The 20,551-nt window shown below is 40.7% G+C and carries 18 protein-coding genes; 3 read left to right on the top strand and 15 right to left on the bottom strand.

Annotation, left to right across the window (positions count from 1 at the left end; translation table 11 throughout):
- Positions 1-34 precede the first annotated feature (34 nt).
- From MUG87_RS16675 to MUG87_RS16640, 8 genes are all read right to left on the bottom strand, one after another.
- A complete protein-coding gene (locus MUG87_RS16675) occupies positions 35-1,723 on the bottom strand; it encodes a glycerol-3-phosphate dehydrogenase/oxidase (RefSeq protein WP_247083640.1) in 1,689 nt (562 codons plus the stop codon).
- 265 nt (positions 1,724-1,988) lie between these two features.
- The gene (gene glpK, locus MUG87_RS16670) at positions 1,989-3,479 is read right to left on the bottom strand and encodes a glycerol kinase GlpK (RefSeq protein WP_247083637.1); all 1,491 of its coding nucleotides are present in this window, start codon (positions 3,477-3,479) and stop codon (positions 1,989-1,991) included.
- 13 nt (positions 3,480-3,492) lie between these two features.
- Positions 3,493-4,314 carry an MIP/aquaporin family protein gene (locus tag MUG87_RS16665; protein ID WP_247083635.1) on the bottom strand — a complete coding sequence of 274 codons (822 nt, stop codon included), beginning with the start codon at positions 4,312-4,314 and terminating at the stop codon, positions 3,493-3,495.
- A 321-nt stretch (positions 4,315-4,635) separates the two neighbouring features.
- A complete protein-coding gene (locus MUG87_RS16660; protein ID WP_247083633.1) occupies positions 4,636-5,196 on the bottom strand; it encodes a glycerol-3-phosphate responsive antiterminator in 561 nt (186 codons plus the stop codon).
- Positions 5,197-5,274: 78 nt separating this feature from the next.
- A complete protein-coding gene (locus tag MUG87_RS16655; RefSeq protein ID WP_247083630.1) occupies positions 5,275-5,472 on the bottom strand; it encodes a sporulation YhaL family protein in 198 nt (65 codons plus the stop codon).
- Positions 5,473-5,535: 63 nt separating this feature from the next.
- Positions 5,536-6,480 (bottom strand): 3'-5' exoribonuclease YhaM, encoded by a 945-nt coding sequence (gene yhaM / locus MUG87_RS16650; RefSeq protein ID WP_247083628.1) that lies wholly within the window; start codon positions 6,478-6,480, stop codon positions 5,536-5,538.
- 61 nt (positions 6,481-6,541) lie between these two features.
- A complete protein-coding gene (locus tag MUG87_RS16645; RefSeq protein ID WP_247083626.1) occupies positions 6,542-9,283 on the bottom strand; it encodes an ATP-binding protein in 2,742 nt (913 codons plus the stop codon).
- Positions 9,280-10,500, bottom strand: coding sequence for a metallophosphoesterase family protein (locus MUG87_RS16640; protein ID WP_247083625.1), 1,221 nt, complete (start codon positions 10,498-10,500; stop codon positions 9,280-9,282). Before MUG87_RS16640 ends, MUG87_RS16645 begins: the two co-directional genes overlap by 4 nt.
- A 294-nt stretch (positions 10,501-10,794) precedes the next feature.
- Here MUG87_RS16640 and MUG87_RS16635 point away from each other — a divergent pair, with 294 nt between their 5' ends.
- A complete protein-coding gene (locus MUG87_RS16635) occupies positions 10,795-10,980 on the top strand; it encodes a YhzD family protein (RefSeq protein WP_247083624.1) in 186 nt (61 codons plus the stop codon).
- 31 nt (positions 10,981-11,011) lie between these two features.
- Here MUG87_RS16635 and MUG87_RS16630 read toward each other — a convergent pair whose 3' ends face one another.
- The 6 genes from MUG87_RS16630 to MUG87_RS16605 form a co-directional block, all read right to left on the bottom strand.
- The gene (locus MUG87_RS16630; RefSeq protein ID WP_247083623.1) at positions 11,012-11,800 is read right to left on the bottom strand and encodes an enoyl-CoA hydratase; all 789 of its coding nucleotides are present in this window, start codon (positions 11,798-11,800) and stop codon (positions 11,012-11,014) included.
- A 121-nt stretch (positions 11,801-11,921) separates the two neighbouring features.
- The gene (locus MUG87_RS16625) at positions 11,922-12,581 is read right to left on the bottom strand and encodes an oxidoreductase (RefSeq protein ID WP_247083622.1); all 660 of its coding nucleotides are present in this window, start codon (positions 12,579-12,581) and stop codon (positions 11,922-11,924) included.
- A 32-nt stretch (positions 12,582-12,613) separates the two neighbouring features.
- A complete protein-coding gene (locus MUG87_RS16620; RefSeq protein ID WP_247083621.1) occupies positions 12,614-13,396 on the bottom strand; it encodes an SDR family NAD(P)-dependent oxidoreductase in 783 nt (260 codons plus the stop codon).
- Positions 13,397-13,561: 165 nt separating this feature from the next.
- A complete protein-coding gene (locus MUG87_RS16615; RefSeq protein WP_247083619.1) occupies positions 13,562-15,118 on the bottom strand; it encodes a fatty acid--CoA ligase in 1,557 nt (518 codons plus the stop codon).
- Between the two features lie 178 nt (positions 15,119-15,296).
- A complete protein-coding gene (locus MUG87_RS16610; RefSeq protein ID WP_247083617.1) occupies positions 15,297-16,787 on the bottom strand; it encodes a coproporphyrinogen III oxidase in 1,491 nt (496 codons plus the stop codon).
- A 130-nt stretch (positions 16,788-16,917) separates the two neighbouring features.
- The gene (locus tag MUG87_RS16605) at positions 16,918-17,790 is read right to left on the bottom strand and encodes a Cof-type HAD-IIB family hydrolase (protein ID WP_247083615.1); all 873 of its coding nucleotides are present in this window, start codon (positions 17,788-17,790) and stop codon (positions 16,918-16,920) included.
- Positions 17,791-18,065: 275 nt separating this feature from the next.
- On the opposite strand from MUG87_RS16605, the gene MUG87_RS16600 reads away from it, so the two are divergent.
- Complete coding sequence (locus MUG87_RS16600) at positions 18,066-18,665, top strand: DNA-3-methyladenine glycosylase (RefSeq protein ID WP_247083613.1); 600 nt, start codon at positions 18,066-18,068, stop codon at positions 18,663-18,665.
- A 60-nt stretch (positions 18,666-18,725) separates the two neighbouring features.
- Here MUG87_RS16600 and MUG87_RS16595 read toward each other — a convergent pair whose 3' ends face one another.
- Positions 18,726-19,079: a YlbF/YmcA family competence regulator gene (locus MUG87_RS16595; protein ID WP_124565255.1), complete on the bottom strand. Its 354-nt coding sequence runs from the start codon at positions 19,077-19,079 to the stop codon at positions 18,726-18,728.
- Between the two features lie 139 nt (positions 19,080-19,218).
- Here MUG87_RS16595 and MUG87_RS16590 point away from each other — a divergent pair, with 139 nt between their 5' ends.
- The gene (locus tag MUG87_RS16590) at positions 19,219-20,550 is read left to right on the top strand and encodes a YheC/YheD family endospore coat-associated protein (RefSeq protein WP_247083611.1); all 1,332 of its coding nucleotides are present in this window, start codon (positions 19,219-19,221) and stop codon (positions 20,548-20,550) included.
- The last annotated feature ends 1 nt before the right edge of the window (position 20,551 follow it).

Raw genomic sequence — 20,551 nt, 5'->3', positions numbered from 1 at the left:
CAAGAGACGGCTAAAGCTGTCTCTTGTTTTTCGTTTAAGCCCCTACAGAATTCGTCTCATCTTGATCGACAGGTTGTATGGCAGCACGAAGCGCATACTCTACTTCTTTACTATAGGTGATTTTCTCTTGGGTACTCCAGCCTAAACGCTTACTCATATATTGAATAACACCGTCTTTACTGCGGTATGCGCGGTCGATGTTAAAGAACACATCGCCTGTACGTCGAACCAAGAAATCCGTAGGCTTTACTGCCATCTCATAATCGAGTGCATATACAAGTGGTATAAATACATCGACCGATAATTGATAGGTCTGCGCTTCTTTTCCATGCTTCTCATACAAATCAAATAATGTGTCTACATTAGAACCATAAAAACGAGCAAACTGCTCAGCAATTTGTTTGGTCAACCCTCTTTGTTGTCCTAATCTTGTTTTCTCGTCAACAAATGCATCAAACCCTTTAGAACCTCCGACATCTCCTCCTGAAATAGCCATTGGTTTCGTTTGGCAGGACTGATAGCGTACCCCTGTTTCTTTTCGTAATAAATCAGCCACAAGGTCTACTACCATCTCCGCCATTTTACGATATCCTGTAAGCTTACCGCCGGCAATTGTGATAAGACCACTTGGAGATTGCCAGATTTCATCTTTTCGTGAAATTTCCGAAGCATTCTTTCCTTCTTCATAAATTAGAGGACGTACCCCGGCCCAGCTAGATTCAATATCCTGTTCTGTAATCTTCACGCTTGGGAACATATAATTAATTGCATTGATAATATAGTCTCGATCCTCTGTCGTCATACGCGGATGCGCAGCATCTTCCTTATAAAACGTATCGGTTGTGCCAACATAGGCTTTTCCCCCTCTAGGGATCGCAAATACCATACGACCGTCTGGTGTATCAAAATAAATAGCTTGTTGCAACGGGAAACGCTTTTGATCAATTACAAGATGTACACCCTTAGATAATTGCAATTTCTTGCCGTTGCGTGATTTATCTTTTTCACGAAGGAAATCCACCCATGGACCAGTTGCGTTAATTATTTTTTTTGCGTACACATGATACGTAGTACCATCAATTTGATCAACAGCCTCTATACCAATCACTTTGCCATTTTCATATAAAAAAGAATCGACTTTTACATAGTTAAATGCTTTGGCACCTCTATTTACAGCCTCTTTTAACACTTCCATCGTTAACCGAGCATCATCTGTGCGATACTCTACATAATACCCGCCGCCTTTTAGTCCGGCTTGCTTGACAAGTGGTTCACGCTTTAATGTTTCCTCCTTACTTAACATCGTTCTGCGCTCATTACGTTTTACCCCTGCTAAGAAATCGTATACCCGTAGGCCAATTGATGTACTGAGCTTCCCAAATGTACCACCTTTATGAATCGGAAGTAGCATCCATTCTGGTGTTGTGACATGCGGTCCGTTTTCATATACGATTGCTCGTTCTTTGCCTACCTCTGCTACCATTTTCACTTCAAACTGCTTTAAATAGCGAAGACCGCCATGTACAAGCTTGGTAGAGCGGCTAGATGTGCCTGCAGCAAAGTCTTGCATTTCAAATAGCACGGCTGACATTCCCCGTGTCACTGCATCAAGTGCAATACCACACCCTGTAATTCCTCCACCAATAATTAATACATCCACATATTGTTTATTTATCGTTCTTAACTCTTGTTTGCGTATTCTGCTTGAAAATAAAGTTCCCATCACTTTTTCCTCCTTTTTTTATGCAAAGGCTCTGTTCAAGTTTGTTGTTGATTTCCGTTACGGCGGTTCGCTTTCCACGGGCGGTCAGGGAGTCTCCCCCTTCACTCCAATCAACAAGTGCAAATGATTAACATTAGACTTTAACACAGCCTATGCAAAAAAGAGACCACAAACTGCACTATAGAATATGCATCTATAGCGCATTGCGGTCTCTCTAAAACTCTTGACAATATATTAACTTATTTCTATTATACTACAATTTTACTTATTTGAAAACTTTTGTTGCTTCAATTGCTTTTTTCCAGCCTGTATATAGCTCTGTGCGACGTGCCTCTTCCATTTTCGGTTCAAAAGAACGATCCATATTCCATTGCTTTGCAATTTCCGCTTGGCTCTCCCAGTATCCTGTCGCAAGACCTGCCAAATATGCAGCACCTAATGCTGTTGTCTCATTTACAACCGGACGCTCTACAGGTACATGTAACAGATCGCTTTGGAATTGCATTAAGAAATTGTTTTTAACCGCACCACCGTCTACGCGTAGTGTTTGCAAATCGATGCCGGAATCTGCCTCCATCGCATCTAGTACATCTTTTGTTTGATATGCTAAGGATTCTAAAGTCGCACGGATAAAGTGCTCCTTGGTAGTACCTCTCGTTACACCAAATATAGCACCACGTACATCACTATCCCAGTACGGTGTTCCGAGACCGACGAAGGCAGGTACTACATACACACCATCGGTAGAATCTACACGTTCTGCATATAATTCGCTTTCCTTCGCATCTTTGATCATGCGCAGTCCATCTCGGAGCCATTGGATAGCTGATCCCGCCACAAAAATGCTCCCTTCAAGGGCATAAGTTACCTTTTCATCAAGCCCCCACGCAATAGTTGTTAATAACCCATGCTCAGAAGCCACTGCTTTTTCACCCGTGTTCATAAGCATAAAGCAACCTGTTCCATACGTATTCTTTGCCATACCTTCTGCAAAGCACGCTTGTCCAAACAATGCAGCCTGTTGGTCGCCTGCAACCCCGGCAATCGGGACAGACTGCCCAAAAAAGTGGTATGGTATCGTATGACCATATATCTCAGAAGAAGGACGAACTTCCGGTAGCATGCTTTTTGGTACGTTTAACATTGCAAGAAGTTCTTCATCCCATTTTAGTTCGTGAATATTATACATTAATGTTCTTGAAGCATTAGAATAATCCGTCACATGTACCGTACCACCAGACAGCTTCCATACGAGCCATGTATCAATCGTTCCAAATAAGAGCTCTCCATTTTCCGCTTTCTCACGCGCACCCTCTACCTGATCTAAAATCCATTTTACCTTTGTTCCGGAGAAATACGCATCAATCAATAGTCCCGTTTTGGCTCGTACCAGATCATTATAGCCTTCTTTTTTCAGTTCTTCACAAATATCTGCTGTTTGACGCGACTGCCATACAATCGCATTGTAAACAGGTCTGCCCGTTGCCTTTTCCCACACGACTGTCGTTTCACGCTGATTTGTAATCCCGATACCGGCAATTTGTTCCGGCTTTACATTTGCTTCACTTAAGCAGCTCGCAATAACAGCCAAAATAGAACCCCAGATTTCGTTTGGATTATGCTCCACCCAGCCTGGCTTCGGAAAATGCTGTGTAAACTCCTTTTGTGCAGAATGAACGATTTTACCTTCTTTGTTAAATAAAATAGCACGAGAACTTGTTGTTCCTTGATCCAGTGAAAGAATATATGTTTCCATTCATAAAGCCCCCTTAAGCTGCCAGTTTTTTATTAGGTGTTGTTTGCTCTTTCTTGCCCAAGACATAGGCCAACGCCAGTATTATAGCAGATGCGATTAATACATATAATAATGCTGGTGCTTCTTTTCCCACAAATACCGTGCGATAAAACATGCCTCCCAGTGAACCGCCAAGTATAGGTCCCACAATTGGAATCCAAGCATATCGCCAATTCGAAGCCCCTTTTCCCGGAATAGGGAGTAGAAAATGTGCCAAACGCGGACCTAAATCACGAGCAGGATTAATAGCATAGCCAGTTGTTCCTCCTAATGATAGCCCGATGCTTACAACTAAGAAGCCCACAATGAATGGATTCAAACCATCCGTAAATTTATTCGCACCAATTGCCAGTATTCCAAATACAAGTATAAACGTTCCAATAAGTTCACTAAGTAGGTTAGCAAATGGATGATAAATCGCTGGTCCGGTTGCAAATACTCCTAACTTCGCGCCCGCATCTTCAGTTTCCTTCCAATGAGGCAAATAGTGAAAGAACACCACTGTGGCACCTAAAAAAGCACCAATCATTTGTGCTGTTATATATAGTGGTACTTGTTCCCAAGGAAAGCTATCACTAAAGGCCAAAGCTAGTGTCAAAGCAGGATTTAAATGCGCACCACTGATACTTCCAACTGCATAAGCAGCTACAGCTACTGCAAGTCCCCATCCCATCGTTACTACCATCCAGCCTGCATTTTGTGCTAATGACTTTTTCAGAGTAACACCTGCACATACACCGCCTCCTAAAATAAGAAGCACCATTGTTCCAATCAATTCTCCTAAAAATGCTGACATAGAGCCACCCCGTTTCTCATAATCCTATAGATTGTCTTTTTCATTTCTTATCCACATTTACAAAGCTCTGCTGTATTTGCATATCCGCTGAGATTAACAGCTTCTACTCACAACCATGTCCTTCTTTTAAAAAAGTACTGGTCTTCATTTTTGTTTTAATAGTGTTGAATGGCCATTCATTTCAAAAAAAGAAAAGACCACACCCTTTTACTTCTGCCCAAAGGCAAAAGTATTTGAATGTGGATCTCTTTTTTCTCCGTCACTATTATTAACTTGCTTATAATACTAACTATCTTTGTAAGCGTTGTCAATAGAAACCAGTTATTTGTTTTCATAATGTTCCCACAGACTACGGTCAGAAGTTGTAATTGCCGTTGCCCCTGCGGCTAACGCCTTTTCTGCGTCTTCTACACTACGAAGAAAACCACCTGCTAGAATTGGGATTCCCGTTCGCTCTTTTACCTCAGCAATTACTTCCGTCAGTGCCCCAGGTAATACTTCAATATAATCCGGCCTTGTTTTTTCTAGCAAAGCATAGCTTTTCTCAAGTGAGCTCGAGTCAATTAAAAAGATACGCTGTATAGCTACAACACCCTTTTGCTTCGCTTTTATTATGACGTTTGCTTTTGTGGAAAGCAAGCCGTACGGTTCGAACTCTTGACACAAAAAATCAGTTGCATATGCATCACTTTGCAGACCACGAATTAAATCCACATGTAAAAACACCTTTTTCCCATGGCGTTTTGCCAAGGAAATCACACTTTTCATTTGCGCTACATGCAAATCTAAAAGCACGATGTAGGTATACTTGCTTCGCAATAGTTTTTCTAAATCTTTGATGTGCCGTACTGCCGGCAATACACGCTGTTCATGAAATTCCATCTGTTTTTCCTTTCCTAGGAAAGAGAATATTTATCATATCTTGTACATATTAGACAACAAAAAGCCGGGCACGCCGGCTTATAAAAGGAGAGTGTTTTCATCCTTCTTCGCACTGCGCCGCTCCTGTTCTGCACGCAAGCGCTTCATATACACTTCTCCTTCACGTTCAATAAACTCTCTATCCATCTCTTCTTCTTTTTTTGCTGTATGCAATACCATGTAGCCACTCACTACAATCCCAATCATCACAAGGTATACCCACCATGCCAATTCCATATTTTCACTCCTCAGACAAGCTGTTTTATTACAACTATATGAGGAAAGCCTATTGTTTATACCTTAACTATGAAATTTAGGTTTATAGAAGGAACGGTTTTCTAGCGCAAAGACACGCTCTGTATATTCTCCAGGCTTGACGCGGCTGAGCGCACGATCCATCATATTCATCTTCGCATCTAAATTATCAATATAATGCAAAATTTCTGCTTCCCGTACCATCGGTGGCTTTGGACTACCCCATTCTCCCTTACCGTGATGACTTAACACAATATGCTGTAAAATTAAAACTTCTTCACCGATAATTTGCAGCTCATCCGCTGCTTTAGAGATTTCGCCTACCATAATGGAAATATGGCCAAGCAAATTGCCTTCTACTGTATAGGTAGTAGAAATAGGACCAGACAATTCAATGACTTTGCCAAGATCATGTAAAATAACACCTGCATAGAGTAAATCGCGATCTAAGGTAGGATACAAATCTGCGATGGATTTTGCCAATTCTAGCATAGATACCACGTGATATGCTAGTCCTGAAACAAACTCATGATGGTTTTTCGTTGCAGCTGGATACTCTAAAAATTGCGTCTGGTATTTCTTTACTAGGTGCCTCGTTATACGCTGCAAATTTGGATTGCGCATTTCAAACACAAATTGTGTGACCTTCTCCATCATCGCTTCTTTTGTTAAAGGAGCACGCTCTAAAAATTCCGACACATCCGGTGCCTCATGTGGCTGTAAAATGCGGATTTGCTTCAATTTTAGTTGAATGCGGCCCTTATAGTTTTGGATGTCACCCGCAACTTTTACGATTCGCTCTGGCACATACTGTTGTTCATCTTCTTTTGATACGTCCCATAGCTTTGTTTCAATTTCACCGCTTTGGTCCTGAAGCATTAAGGTAAGAAATGGCTTGCCATTACTGGCAATTCCTCGTGCAGCTGACTTAATAAGCAGAAGCACCTCTACTGATTCACCGACCTCATATTGTAAAATTTTCTTTTTCATATTCGTTCCTCCAGCGTAAGTTATATTTATTATACCATGACAGGTCAGTCTGTATGAGTATTCAAACGAACTCCGCGCCTTTTAACTGTATGGTTTCAGCCGTATCAAAGAGAGAGAGCAAGTGGGTATGACAGGTGAAAAAGATAACTTGTCGCTTTTGCGCAATGTGATGAAGCAAAGAAATAGCTCTCTCCGTTCTTTCCTGGTCAAAGTGTACAAAGCTATCATCTATCACCAACGGAAGCTTCCGGTCTAGTGTATCCGCCAGTGCTAGTCGCAATGAAAGATATAGCTGCTCAGCAGTAGCTTGACTGAGTTCATGTGCCGCAAACCTCATACCATCCGTCCGCTCCACTATAAATACACTTTCATCCGTAGGTGCAAACACACGCTGATATCGACCGTTTGTTAGATGAAGAAAATATTGCTCTGCTGCTTCTAACGTACGGGGTAATTGCTCATCATGATAGCGTGCTTTTGTTTTTTCTAGTATAGCCTTTGCAATGTTATATGCTGCCCATTTCTTCATTTGTTCACGCAAGTTCTCTTTGCGCACTTCCCATTCATGTAAAAGCTCCGGATAAGCGCCTCCTTCTTCAAGTCCAGTTATTTCCGCCTGATACTGCACAATTTGCTCCTGTAGCTGCCGCTCTGCTTGCTGAATACGCTGCATTTCTTTTATATAGGTTTGATACAGCGCTTCATAGTTGTCTATCCAAACTGTTCGGTTGGTGATATCTACATAATGTAGCCGTTCTTGTAATATCTTGATTTGTGTATCGGCAAAAGACAACTGCTTTTTCATGCTCTCTGCCGCTTCATATTCTTTACCCCGCTGATAAAATGACTCCTCGCTGGAAACTGCTGCTTCTTGCCAAAGCTCATCTCGCTCCTTAACATATGCAGCATGCGCATGTTGCAGTTCTTCATATTCTGCCTGTTTTTCCGCAAGAAGTTCCATCCCTCGCTGTTTCTTTACTTGCTTTTCTTTTTCATCCTGCATGAGGGCATATATACTGTGGAGTATACCGGATACAGAACTGGAAGAAATTTTAAATTCTTGCTTTAATACTAAAACCTTTTGCTCAAATTGCTTTGTGCGCTTAAGTATATCTTCACACTGCTTTGTTTTCAGTATAATCTCGCGTTGTAATCGCTTCATCTTCTCCAGCTTCTCAAAAGCTAGCAGCAGTTGAGCGTGAGGGAGAGAATGTGGTAAGGCATACGCTTTTCTCATACGTTCTGTTTCTTGTTGTAATCCATACGAGGCTTGCTCCCATTCCTCATATTGCTGCAAAATCCGTTCATACGCCTTCTCTGCCTGCTGCAATTTAAAGACCTCTACTTCTTCTAATTGTTTCACAGCATCATTATGAGGTGTTCGATTCATCATCCAAAATACAATGATCCCTGCAAATAGTACCAAACTGAATATAGATAATCCTTTAATCCCAATAAGAAGACCCGCTGCAAATAAGAAAATACTAATCGCTAACCCTACGGCTAGCATTTTTATATTAGCAAAGGATATATTCTTCTTTTGATTGTGAGCACGCCCTTCTCTGTTTCCCTTAATATGCCGCACACGTTCTTCCTGTTCCTCAAGCTGCGCTTTCACTTCAGTAAAACGCTCATCAAGCTGATGCTTCTGCTCCGAGAGTCGCTGCGCTGTTTGTACAAGTTGTCTCATGGCTTCTTTTGCAGCGAGACTCGTATCTATTTCTTGTACATCATGTAGTACACCTGTACTTTCTTGTAACGTAAACAAGTCTTCCTTCATTTGTACAATAGAACGATTCATGAGCTCCAACTCTTGCTTTTCGCTTTCATAAGACATATGACCGAGGCGACATTCATCAACAAGAGCTTCTCGCTTCAATAGATTGGCCGATACACGCAACTCGTTGAGCATTCTTGTTTCATCTTGTATCTTTTGTTCAAGAGTCTCCATTCGTGCGCGGATTGGTTTCCACTCTGCCATCAAAGCTTCATATCTAGCAATTCCGTTTATGGGAAACGAAACTGCAGAAAAAGTATGTAGAAAATCCTCATCCTTTTGTCGTTGTAGCAGGAGTGGCTGCAATGTTCGCATGGTTTCGCAGTCCTGCATATGCAGTCGCAGTTGCTCCTGCTCCATACGGAGAGCCGCCACATGCTCCTCGCATTCTCGTTTTTTCCTCTGCCATTCTTCATATGCATCAAGTTTTGCATGCCATTTCTTTACCGAATCACCTAACTTTGCAAGCTCCTGTAATCCAGCATTAATGATGGGTTTTCTTCCATTCGGCTTAAAAAGAGCTTCTATCTCACTGCTGAGTTCTTTTTCCATCCTGACCAATATATCTGTTCCAACCGCACCTGCCGAGAATAAATAATTACCGAGATCCTCTCGACTTACCCGTCTGATATTTTGAAGTCCATGCATATCAAACGAAAATACCGATTCAAACAAGCCTATATCAATGCCTTTTAACAGCTGCTGCAGTACTTCTTCTCCGCCTTGCATTCCGTCTGAAAAGTAAACTATCACCTCGCCTACAGCTTGCTTAGGAAGACGCTCCACGCGAATACGCCCATATTCTTCTGTCATCATCGTAATGGCGCCTCCGTAAGCAGCGCCACTTTTCGGCTCATATCTGTATTGTCCTCTTATCGGAAACCCAAATAAAATACTTTTGATAAAGGAACGAATTGTTGATTTTCCGGCTTCATTTTCTCCGTATAGTACCGTGATATCCTTCAAAGACAGCTCCATCTTTTCTATGCTGCCATATCCGTATATATGAAGGATTTCTAATCTCATCTTTCCACCTCTCCAATCATTCGAAGTAAAATCCGTTCTGCTTCTCTTTGAATATCTTGTTTGTCCTCTTTGGAAAACACTTCAATCTGCCGAGCAGACGCAGAGGTTCTCAAGGGACGCAAGATACTATCCATATCATTAAACTGAGCACATTCCTCTAGCAACGAAGCAAAAAAAGGGTTGTCCAATTGTGCACGCAACGCCTCCTGCGATATCGTACGATTTTCATATTTTATAACATAAACAAAATCTTCACGCTCTTCTGTGCTTTGTAAAATATGGATGAATTCGTCTAATTCTCGCTTTAAATAAACAGATAAGTTACCACACCCTGAAAAAATTAAAAACACAAGCGCTCCGCCTTCCGGATCGCGAATTGTATCCAGCGCCTGATGGCACGCTTGTAAAAGTTCATCAACCTGCTCTAAGTTTTCAATTGAAACCTCAATTTCATGCCAAATTAAATCAGATGTTGGTATAAATGTGTGTGTAGCAAAGTCAGCTTCCAATCGTACCAAATAACACCCTTTTTCTCCCAGTTCTTTACGATGTCTACCTTGAATATTTCCTGGATACACAATCGGAGGCTGATGTCCTACAATATTCCGTTTATGGATATGACCAAGGGCCCAATAATCAAAATTCTTCTCCTGTAGTTCACAAATTGAAAACGGCGCATAACGACTATGATTTTCATCACTTTCTACACTACCGTGTAACAAGCCGATATGAAAAGGGGCATCCCCAATTTTTTTATATTGAGAGGTCATATTGTCTCGAACAGCCTTTTGATGATAGCTAAATCCATACAATGCAGCTAAAAGCAACCCATCTCGGTAATATAATTTTTGTTCCACATACGGCTGACTAAAAACATGAACATTACGTGAAAAAGAAATTCCTTCCCAGTTCCCGCCCAAATGATCATGATTTCCATGAATGATATATACCTGAATACCATATTCATCTAAACGCTTTAATTGGTCTCTGACAAATAACTGTGCACGTAAACTCCTTGTTTCCGCATCATACAAATCACCAGCTAATATGACAAAATCTACACGCTCTACAATTGCTTTATCAATTATACGCATGAATGACCGGAAGGTACTTTCTCTCATCTTCTCAAACAACCAAGGAGGTACTTGTCCTTGCATGCCCTTGAATGGACTATCAAGATGCAAATCCGCTGCATGAATAAACGTTAATGATGTCATCAACGAAACTCCTTTCCTATATAGAGTATATGATTACAAATTAAATAACGGATCTTCTTTTTAGATTAGGAAAGAGGAACGAAGGATGTATAAACACAGCTATAGCTTACGTATAGGCCGCATCACATCATTTATAAAAAGGCTATTCTCCTCTTTTAACCGGCAGAACAAAACATATGTACTACTATATCTTTTATTGTAGCATGCTCACAAACAAATTTCTTTTTGCATACTAATCATTTTTATGTCAAAATAGTAATAACATTCTGATTTCGATACAAAGGGGAGAAAAAAATGGGCGTTTACACAATCACAGCTTATGAAAAAGACGGGAAAAAGTTAATTGATAAAACCTTTGAGGCAGCTAGTGAGGCAGAAGCAAAACGAATTGGCGAGCAATTGCTTCGAGAGCATCATGCATACGAACATACACATCGCTGTACGAGCGCAAGCGGAAAGCTTATTCTATTTCAACGTTAAGAAGCACGGAATCACCGTGCTTCTTTTCTTTTTATTTCCCTTGAAACACTGGTATGCGTTTTTCCAAAAAGGCCGCAATACCTTCTTTATGATCTGCAGTAGCACGCATACGGAATTGTCCTTCTTTTTCAAGCTCAAGCACTTGAAGCAAGGATTGTTTATTTCCTTCACACAAAATTTGCTTTGTTTGCACCATTGCCTTAACCGGCTTTTGCAACCACGCTTCCGCTTTTTCTCTTACCGCTTTTGGAAAATCCTGAGCTACAACTTCATCTACAACCCCCGCTTTCAGCGCTTCATCTGCCGTCATACGCTTTCCTTCCCAAATAATCTGCTTCGCTACCGTGGTACCCACACGGTTTTGCAGGAAGAAGTGACCGCCTCCATCTGGGATAAGAGCAATACCGATAAAATTCATCGCAATGACAGATGAAGTGTCAGCAATAACATAGTCCGCAGCTAAAGCTAAACTTAATCCAAGACCAGCAGTAGGGCCGTGTATCGCACTAATAACCAATTTAGGCATTGTATACAAAGTAACAATAAGTTCAGAGATTGCGTCCATAATTGGCAAAAATTTACTTTCGTCAGTGCTTGCTAGCATGGATTTAATGTCGCCACCTGCTGAGAACCCTCTGCCGTTGCCGCACAATACAACCACATCAACTGCACTTTTGGCCACTTCCTTAAGCTTATCAAGCAATTCCTTTAACGTTGCCTCATCTAAAGCATTTAAAACAGTTGGACGGTTTAACATTACTGTTGCAATACGGCCTTCATATTTTACAATAACGCATTCAGTAGAACTTGATACAGTCATTTTCATATCCCCCTTTATTGTTCACACTATACAATTTGAGATGATATAGAAAAAATCCTTCTTTTTTGTAATTTTACAAAAATATCAGATTAAAAATTGACATGAGAAAAAGCTCAGACTACTAATCCGAGCTTTGATGTAGCATATGCGATTCGTACGTGTGAATACCATTTTTTTCAGTCAATGCAGCTTTATACATACTTCCCGCAACATCTTTTGCATGAACCGGTTTATATTTACGCAGTGGTCCCTTAAACAAAAAAGGAAGCGCGGTACTTATTTTCTCTGCTATTTTTTCGCCCAGACGAAATTCTTGTCTGTCCCCTAGTAAAAGTGATGGACGAAATATATGCAGGCTCGGTAAATGCAGCTTCTTTAAGTCTTCCTCCGTCTCTCCTTTAACGCGGCTATAAAAGACAGACGCACTAGCATCCGCATTAATAGAGGAGATGACAAGGAATTGCTTTGCCTTATACTGCTTGGCAAGATTTCCAGCGGCTAGTGTATAGCCATAATCAATCTTTTTAAAGTTTTCTTGTGTTTTAGCTTTTTTAATCGTGGTGCCAAGACAACTGAACACATCGTCCACTTCAAAATGCGCACCATACTCCTGCATGCGCTCAAAATCAATCTCAATCTGTACAAGCTTTGGATGATTGATATGGAGCTTACGGCGTACCAAAACTGTAATCTTTTGATAAAATTCAGAGGCTAATAATATTTGTAAAAGCTCCGATCCTACCAATCCTGATGCTCCTAAAAGCAGCGCTGTTCGTTTCAATCACATTCACTCCTTTTTCCTGATTTATAATCCTACTGCTCTCGCTCTTGAACACGACGAACGATTGCGGTTACCAGCTTTCTCGGCATAAAGCGAATACTGCCTGCCAGAATGCGATTTTTTAATCCTGGAATGACAATGGTTTTACCACTTTGGAATTCTTTATAGGCAATAGTGGCAACCTGTTTTACATCCATAACACCGCTCTTAAATAGTTTAGATGCACCAAGATCTGCACGACTTGAAAATTCTGTTTGTGTTGGACCCGGACAAAGTGCGGCTACTTTAATATTTGTATCTTTCAGTTCATTGTCAAGCGCTTCTGTAAAAGAAAGCACATATGCTTTCGTTGCATAATACACAGCCATCAATGGTCCCGGCTGGAATGCCGCAGTGGAAGCTACATTTAAAATACCGCCTTTGTTCCGCTCCATCATTCCTGTTAAAAATAACTTCGTCAAATGTGTTAACGTCTTTATATTTAAATCAATCATATTAAGCTCTTTATCCAAGTCAGTTTTTGCGAATTCTCCAAACAAGCCAAATCCAGCATTATTTACAAGATAGTCTACCTGCACACGCTTTTCCTGCAATTCTTTGTATACTTCACTTACAGCCTCTTGATTAGAAAGATCCTTCGCTATCATGGTAACCTGTGTGCCATATTTGTTCTGTAGTTCGTTTGCAATACTCTTTAAACGACTTCCATCACGCGCTATCAATACAAGATGATAGCCATCCTTCGCGAATAAATAAGCAAGTTCTTTCCCAATACCGCCTGATGCACCGGTAATTAATACTGTCTCATTTTTCATCTATATCAACCTTTCTTACACTCTTATGATTAAATGTTTAAAAACTTAAACCTTTAGTTGTACTGTAATACATATCTTTTCTTTCGTCAAGATGTTTTATAAGAAATTTTAATTGCAAGTCCATAACCTAAAAGCTGCCTGAATTCAGGCAGCTTTTAGGTTATTTTATTTAACCGTTGTTGTGAACATCTGGCGAAGGACAAATTTTTGCAGTTTGCCGCTGGCATTGCGTGGTAGCTCTTCCATAAAAATATACTGTCTTGGGCGCTTATAATCTGCAATTCCGTTTGCACCCTTGCAGTAGGCGTCAAGTTCTTCTGCTGTAAGGTTTGGATTCTTTTTCACAACCACTGCTACGACGCGCTCACCCCACAGTTTATCCGGCTCGCCTAGCACTGCTACATCGAGCACGTCTTCATGACTATGCAAGAAATCCTCTATTTCACGTGGATAGATGTTCACACCGCCGCTGATCACCATATCATCCACACGGTCAGCTACAAATAGATATCCATCACGGTCCATATAACCGAGGTCTCCGGAATGATACCAGCCTTTATAAGTCGCTTTTGTGGTTGCTTCCGCGCGATTATGATAGGCAGCCATCATACAAGGACCCCTCATAATAATTTCTCCAACCTCATAAGGTGCAAGTACGTCATCCGGCTCCGATATTCCTTCTTCATTCGGTTTGACAATACGAATTTCGTGATTAAAACATGCTTTTCCTGCCGAACCAGCTTTTGTAAGTTGGTCTTCCTCTACTAAAAAGGAGACAACTGGGCCCATTTCCGTCATACCGTAAATTTGTACCAAATCAATATGCAGACGTTCTTTACATTCCTTTACAAGAGAAGGTGCCATTGCCGCTCCTCCATAGATACCAATTTTCATAGTATCGAGTTTATACTGTGTTAGATCCTCCTGCAGTAGCATATTCCACATCGTAGGAGCAGCGAAGAATGTTGTAATGCCTTCCTCTTGAATCGTGTTTAATACTTGTTTTGTTTCGAATTGATGCAAAATCACATTCTTCGCGCCCACATGCACCCGAGGTAGAATGCCGGCATGAAGCTCGCCGCAATGATATAAAGGTGCTGTTACAAGCCCGACTGTATCACGTGAATACTTGAGATAATATGTACAAATTAAACTATGCTCTGCCATTTCACGGTGGCGATGCAATACTCCTTTTGGATGCCCCGTTGTGCCGCTTGTATACATAATAGAACAATAATCTGATTCTTCTACTGTTATGAAAGTAGGTTGATCTGTTGCCTTTGCCATATGTTCATGATAAGAGGTTGCATACGCAGGTGTTTCACCATCGATACACCAAAAGGAAATAGACGTAAATTCCTCTGCCAGTGTTTCTACAATTGCTGCTACAGCCTGTTCAAATAATACTACCTTTGGCGCTGCATCTTGTAAAATATAGGATACTTCTCTTCCTTTTAAACGGAAATTAATAGGATTAAAAATAGCACCAATTTTAGCACAAGCAAAGTAAGCGGTTGCAAATTCACTCGAATTATAAAGAAATGCAGATACACAATCCCCTTTTGTAACACCATTTGCAAGTAAAGCATTTGCCGTTTTATTCACTTGTTCTTCCCATTGTTTATACGTCCAACGTATCCCTTTGGCAGGTTCTACAAGTGCCTCTTGATTTGGATAGCTTTGCACGCTCAAATCAAAGATTCTTCCAATCGTCATAAACATCGCACATTCCTCCTTGAGTAAAGTTTACCTTTGTATAATTTCGCTGATTGGTCAAGCCCCTCCTTCTCTGATTGAAAAGAGACCTCAGATAAAATAAGTCATTTCTCGTCATTTCCCTCGGTTTTTCGTTGTATTTCTACACAAAAAAGCCATCCACTTTTGGATGACTTTTCATGTATCACGCGAATAGCTCACTTAAAATTTTCAGTTTGTCTTCTGTATATTTCATATAGTTATCGTTATAGGACTTTGGATCTTTCGGGTTCGAGAACTGCGTAATTACGCCTGTTTCTGGATGAATAAACTTACTAGATGCCCCGCATCCAAGACCAATAATGGTTTGTACCTCTTCCATAATAACAATGTTATAGATACTTTCTTGTCCTGGCATCGCATAGCCAACATTCTCAAGATTACCTAAGATGTTCTTTTGGCGATACAAGTAATATGGTACATAACCATGCTCTTTCGTCCAATCCTCCGCCGCGTACATCATTTCTGTAATTTCTTCACGACTTGCCACTTTATACTTGCGCTTGTTTTGTGTCATTTCAGAAGCGCGTTTAAAGGAAAGCGTATGAACCGTCAGCGATTCCGGCATCAGCTTCTCTGTTTCTGCCAACGTATGATGAAAAATGTCCAAACCTTCTCCTGGTAAACCGATAATTAAATCCATATTGATATTATTCATTCCCATTGAACGTGCCAAGTGGTACTTTTCAATCGTTTCTTCTACCGTATGATGACGACCAATCGCCTTTAGTGTTTCTTGATGATATGACTGCGGATTAATACTGATGCGGTCGATATTCCATTTATTAAGCACATCGAGCTTTGCCGGTGTAATGGTATCCGGTCGCCCCGCTTCTACAGTTACCTCACGAATGTTCTTCACATCTGGAAACGCCTCGTATACTTCCTCATACAGCATGTCCATTTCTTCTGCTGTAATACTCGTCGGCGTTCCACCGCCGTAATATACAGTTGTAATTTTAATGCCTTTGTCCTTTAGAAACTTACCAACTTCGCGAATCTCATAATGTAAGCCGCCTAAAAAAGAGTCAACAGAGCCTTGTCGCCCATTAATTGCATAAGCTGGGAATGTACAGTATGCGCACTTTGTCGGACAAAACGGGATACCAATATAAATACTCACTTCTTGCTTCAAATTATATAAATCCGGCACGACCGCAAGCTGCCGATCAATAATACGCTGCATCAACTCAATTTTTTCATCGTGAATTAAATACTCATCACGTAGCTGTCTGTGTGCCTCTTCTTGTGACAAACCACTTTGCAATTTCTTATGCAGCAACTTCGTTGGCCTTACCCCAGTCAAAATGCCCCATTTCTGTTCAATACCCGTAAACTGCTGTAAAACAGAAAGATACACATAGGAAACCACATGTTTTACCTGTTTAAAACGTTCTTTTTCCGTTTCAAAGCTTGTGACATCTTTAGAGAACGAAGCACTGTAAGTTTTACCTGTCGCCGCCTCCATTAACACAGCGGAAGCTGTCACTTCCTCTTCTCCTTCTATATGAATCGCAACAGTAAGCTCTCCGTCTTCTCCGAATACGATAGTACATTCTTCAAAAAACAAGCTGCCAATCAATTGCAGCGGACGCAAAAAACGCTCATCCTGTAATTGTTGAATAGTTATTTGCAATGCTTCTCACCTTTTCATTTCAGACTTTCTTTAGTGTACTTCAGGAGTAAGAAGCGGTCAACCAGGATGTATAATGGTAAGTTTAAGCAAAGAGGCTGTTCCACTTTTGGGACAGCCTCTGCTTGCAAGATTACCAACGCTTGATTCTAATATGATCTTTCAAGAAATCAAGCGGAAACTGTTTGCGGAAGTGTTCTTTAATCATATACGTAACACCATTTTCATTATTAGAGCGGGTAATCCAGTCAGCAGCACGTTTCACTTCAATGGGTGCGTTCCCCATTGCTACACCAAGTCCGGCGTGTTCAATTGCTTCTAAATCATCAATGCTGTCGCCAATAACGACCATCTCTGATGTGGAAATACCCAAATGCTGACCAACAATTTGTAGGCCGCGCAGCTTTGACACACCCGTAGGTAAAATTTCTATTTTATTACCACTGCATTCTATGATATTTACGTCCTCAAATGCATCGTGAACAGTCTGCAATGCTTTTTCTTTGTCTTGTTTACTAGCAAAAAATACGTCAATTCGTGCCGCTTCTACAGGCTGATCACGTAGTGTATCGCCTAATGATTCTACAAACTGGATAGGATAAAATACAGGGTCTGCATTTGAAAGTACGGCACGTGCAATGAGATTAGAGGATAACTTACGCCGATTCCCTAAAGAGAAACGCTCGTGTGAAATACGTATATTGCAATCAAAATGTTCAAGTACCTGTACTAAGTTAAATGTCTTCTCTTCTGATAGCTTGCGTTGTACAAATGGTTCATCTAAAGATGAAGCCACAAATGCGCCGCTATGGGTGACAAGCAATGAATCCAGCTTTAGCGCTTTAGCAACTTTATGCGCCGATTGGAAATTACGGCTCGTATAAAGCGTCACGTATACACCTTTTTCGCGCACGAAATCAATCGCTTCCTTTACGCCCTTTTGTAAACGGCCGTTGGAGCGAATGAGAGAACCATCTATATTAATAGCTAATAACCGATAAATCATAGAAGCCCCTCCTTTTCTAAGCTGTCGCGTCCTCATAAATAACGTATGAAACGATAGGCTTCCTTAGAACAAATCATACTTCAAGCGTCTGTAAATTGACAAAAATGAAAGTGAGTTTTTTAGAACGGGAGGGCAGAACGAGTATTATGTAGTTACATAGCGGAGCTCATGCTGGGGGGAAAATACAAGCCTATATGAAGCAGTTCTTGCCTTTGATTTTCTTACTATATCTATATACAAAAAAACTATTTGCACTTATAAAAGGAGTGTTCTGTATGAAATTACCTTTATCATTTTATGAATACGATACATTGACTGTAGCACGCTACTTACTTGGACAACGATTAGTACACGTTGTAAATGGAAAAAGAAGAAGTGGTATCATCATAGAAGTTGAGGCTTACCAAGGACCTGAAGATAAAGCGGCCCATAGCCATGGTAATCGTCGTACTGCTCGCACAGAAGTAATGTTCGGTGCGCCGGGGCATGCTTATGTCTATTTGATATACGGCATGTATGATTGCTTCAATATTATTACAGCACCAGAAGGCGTACCACATGGTATTTTGGTCCGTGCAATTATGCCTGACGAAGGGATAGAGGAGATGCTGTATGCACGATACGGCACAATAGATGTGAATAAAATGCAAATGCGTAACCTCACAAACGGGCCTGGTAAGCTATGCAAAGCGATGGGCATTACAAGAGTACACAATGGAGTATCATTGCTTAGTCATACTCTTTACATCGAAGCGTGTGACCCATTGCCCTATGAAATAACATCAGGACCACGCATTAATATTGATTATGCAGAAGAGGCCGTGCACTACCCATGGCGCTTTTATTATAAAGGTCATCCAGGAGTTTCAAAATAAAAATAGCTTGATGCGCAATGCATCAAGCTATTTTAGCTGAATGAGCCGCTTCCGCTTTTCTTATTGCGCAAGAGGTCCGTACAACTCTTCAAGCGGCTTTAAGATAATTTTATTTAAGTCACCAATCAGCATGTTCATACGTTGCTCTTGTTGCATTAGTTGCGCGATTTTTGGATTTTGCTGAACTAGCGCAACAACCTGTTGTGCTTTTGCATTGTCGGCTTCTGTAATTTGTTGTCCTTGCATCATCTTCTGTTGTAATTCCATTTGTACTGCACGAAATTGATCAAACAATTGCTTTGCTTGCGGATCTGCTTGCACATTCGCATAGCTCTGCTTTAAAGCGATGAAATCGGGATTTTCTGTAATTGCTTTTTGCAGCGCATATGCTGCATCATACATATTTGTAGCCATATATAATTCCTCCTTTTTATGTTCCTCACTAACTATAACAGACTCCCTATCATATGTATAATCCGGTCATGGGCGTTTCACCACTTTTTTTGTGTGTCATAAGCTGTAGAAAGATCGTTTAGGAAATGAGGCGTTTTCAATGTTTTCTTGTTCAACAGTCAAACTTATCACAGGTAATGTGAAGAGTTTACATGAAATTCACTTATCGAAGCGGCTCGCTATGCAATGGAAACTTCGCCCAGGTAACTCTTTTACTATTTTTTTTGGTCTAACAAGTGTGTTCGTGAATATTACTTCAATAGATGAGATTGGAAATCATATCGTTTGTCATCCAGAACTATTATCACAACTTCTTTTACCGGCAGAACGCGTCCTTAGATGCAGTTATTTACCGTCTCATCAAGAGCTGTTAATCGGTCCAGTTGTTGCAGTAATCACAGAAATACAAAGTGATTCATTCGGCAGTATTTCTGCATTTTGCGAAGAGCTGGCAATACTTTCTGAAAAACAGGGCTGCTTTTTCTATGTCACCTCTTTACCTTTGTGGGGCACAGGCTACACGTATGAAGATGGCTACTGGCTCTTAAAGAAAGTGCCCTTTCCGAGTGTTGTACATAATCGTATACACTCACGTAAAACAGAACAAGGTGATGATTTTGCCAATTGGAAAAACCTTATCACGCAGCATGGTATCCCTTATTTTAATGATCGTTTTTTAAACAAGTGGGAGGTTTATAATACATTAGAAAACTTTCCTTATTTACAGCCATATGTGCCACGAACATATTTATTTACTAGTTTTTCTGTTTTACAAGAGTCTCTCAATATGTTCCCTGTTTTATTTATAAAGCCGGCATACGGAAGTCAAGGACGCCATATCTTTAAAGTTACGAAGCAAAATGAGCAATATGTACTCGATTATACTACATTCCAAGGTGATATCAGTCGGTCGTATTCATCTGTAAAAGATTTGTTTCTAGCGCTCAAGCATTACGTTGGAAAGCGTCCATACATTATTCAACAAGGACTCAGTTTGTACACATACACCGAGCGTCCCGTTGACTTTAGATTGTTGTGTCACTTATCTGAAACAGGCTGGCGTGTTTCATCTTCGGTTGCTCGTGTTTCCTCCCCCCAGGAGTTTGTGTCCAATGTTGCGATGGGGGGAGAGATGTATAAGCTAGAAGAAGTGCTGTATTCAGGTTTTGAACAAAAGGAAGTAAAGCACCTAAAAAAGTTGCTTTACGAATTGGCTATCGAGATTGCAAAATGCATCAGCCAATCCTATGGGGGTCTGTACGGAGAATTTGGCATGGATTTGGCGATTGATACATCCGGCAACCCCTGGCTGTTGGAGGTAAATGTAAAACCGTCTAAAAATATGCCTGCATCCGATCGAATAAGACCTTCTGTACGCTCTATATTAGATTATTGTTGTTCAATTGCTCAACAACCGCTAAGGAGGAATTAAA

The organism is Ectobacillus sp. JY-23 (assembly GCF_023022965.1).
Taxonomy (GTDB): domain Bacteria; phylum Bacillota; class Bacilli; order Bacillales; family Bacillaceae_G; genus Ectobacillus.
Note: the sequence above shows the minus strand (reverse complement) of the source record. Positions and strands in the feature narration are given on the sequence as shown.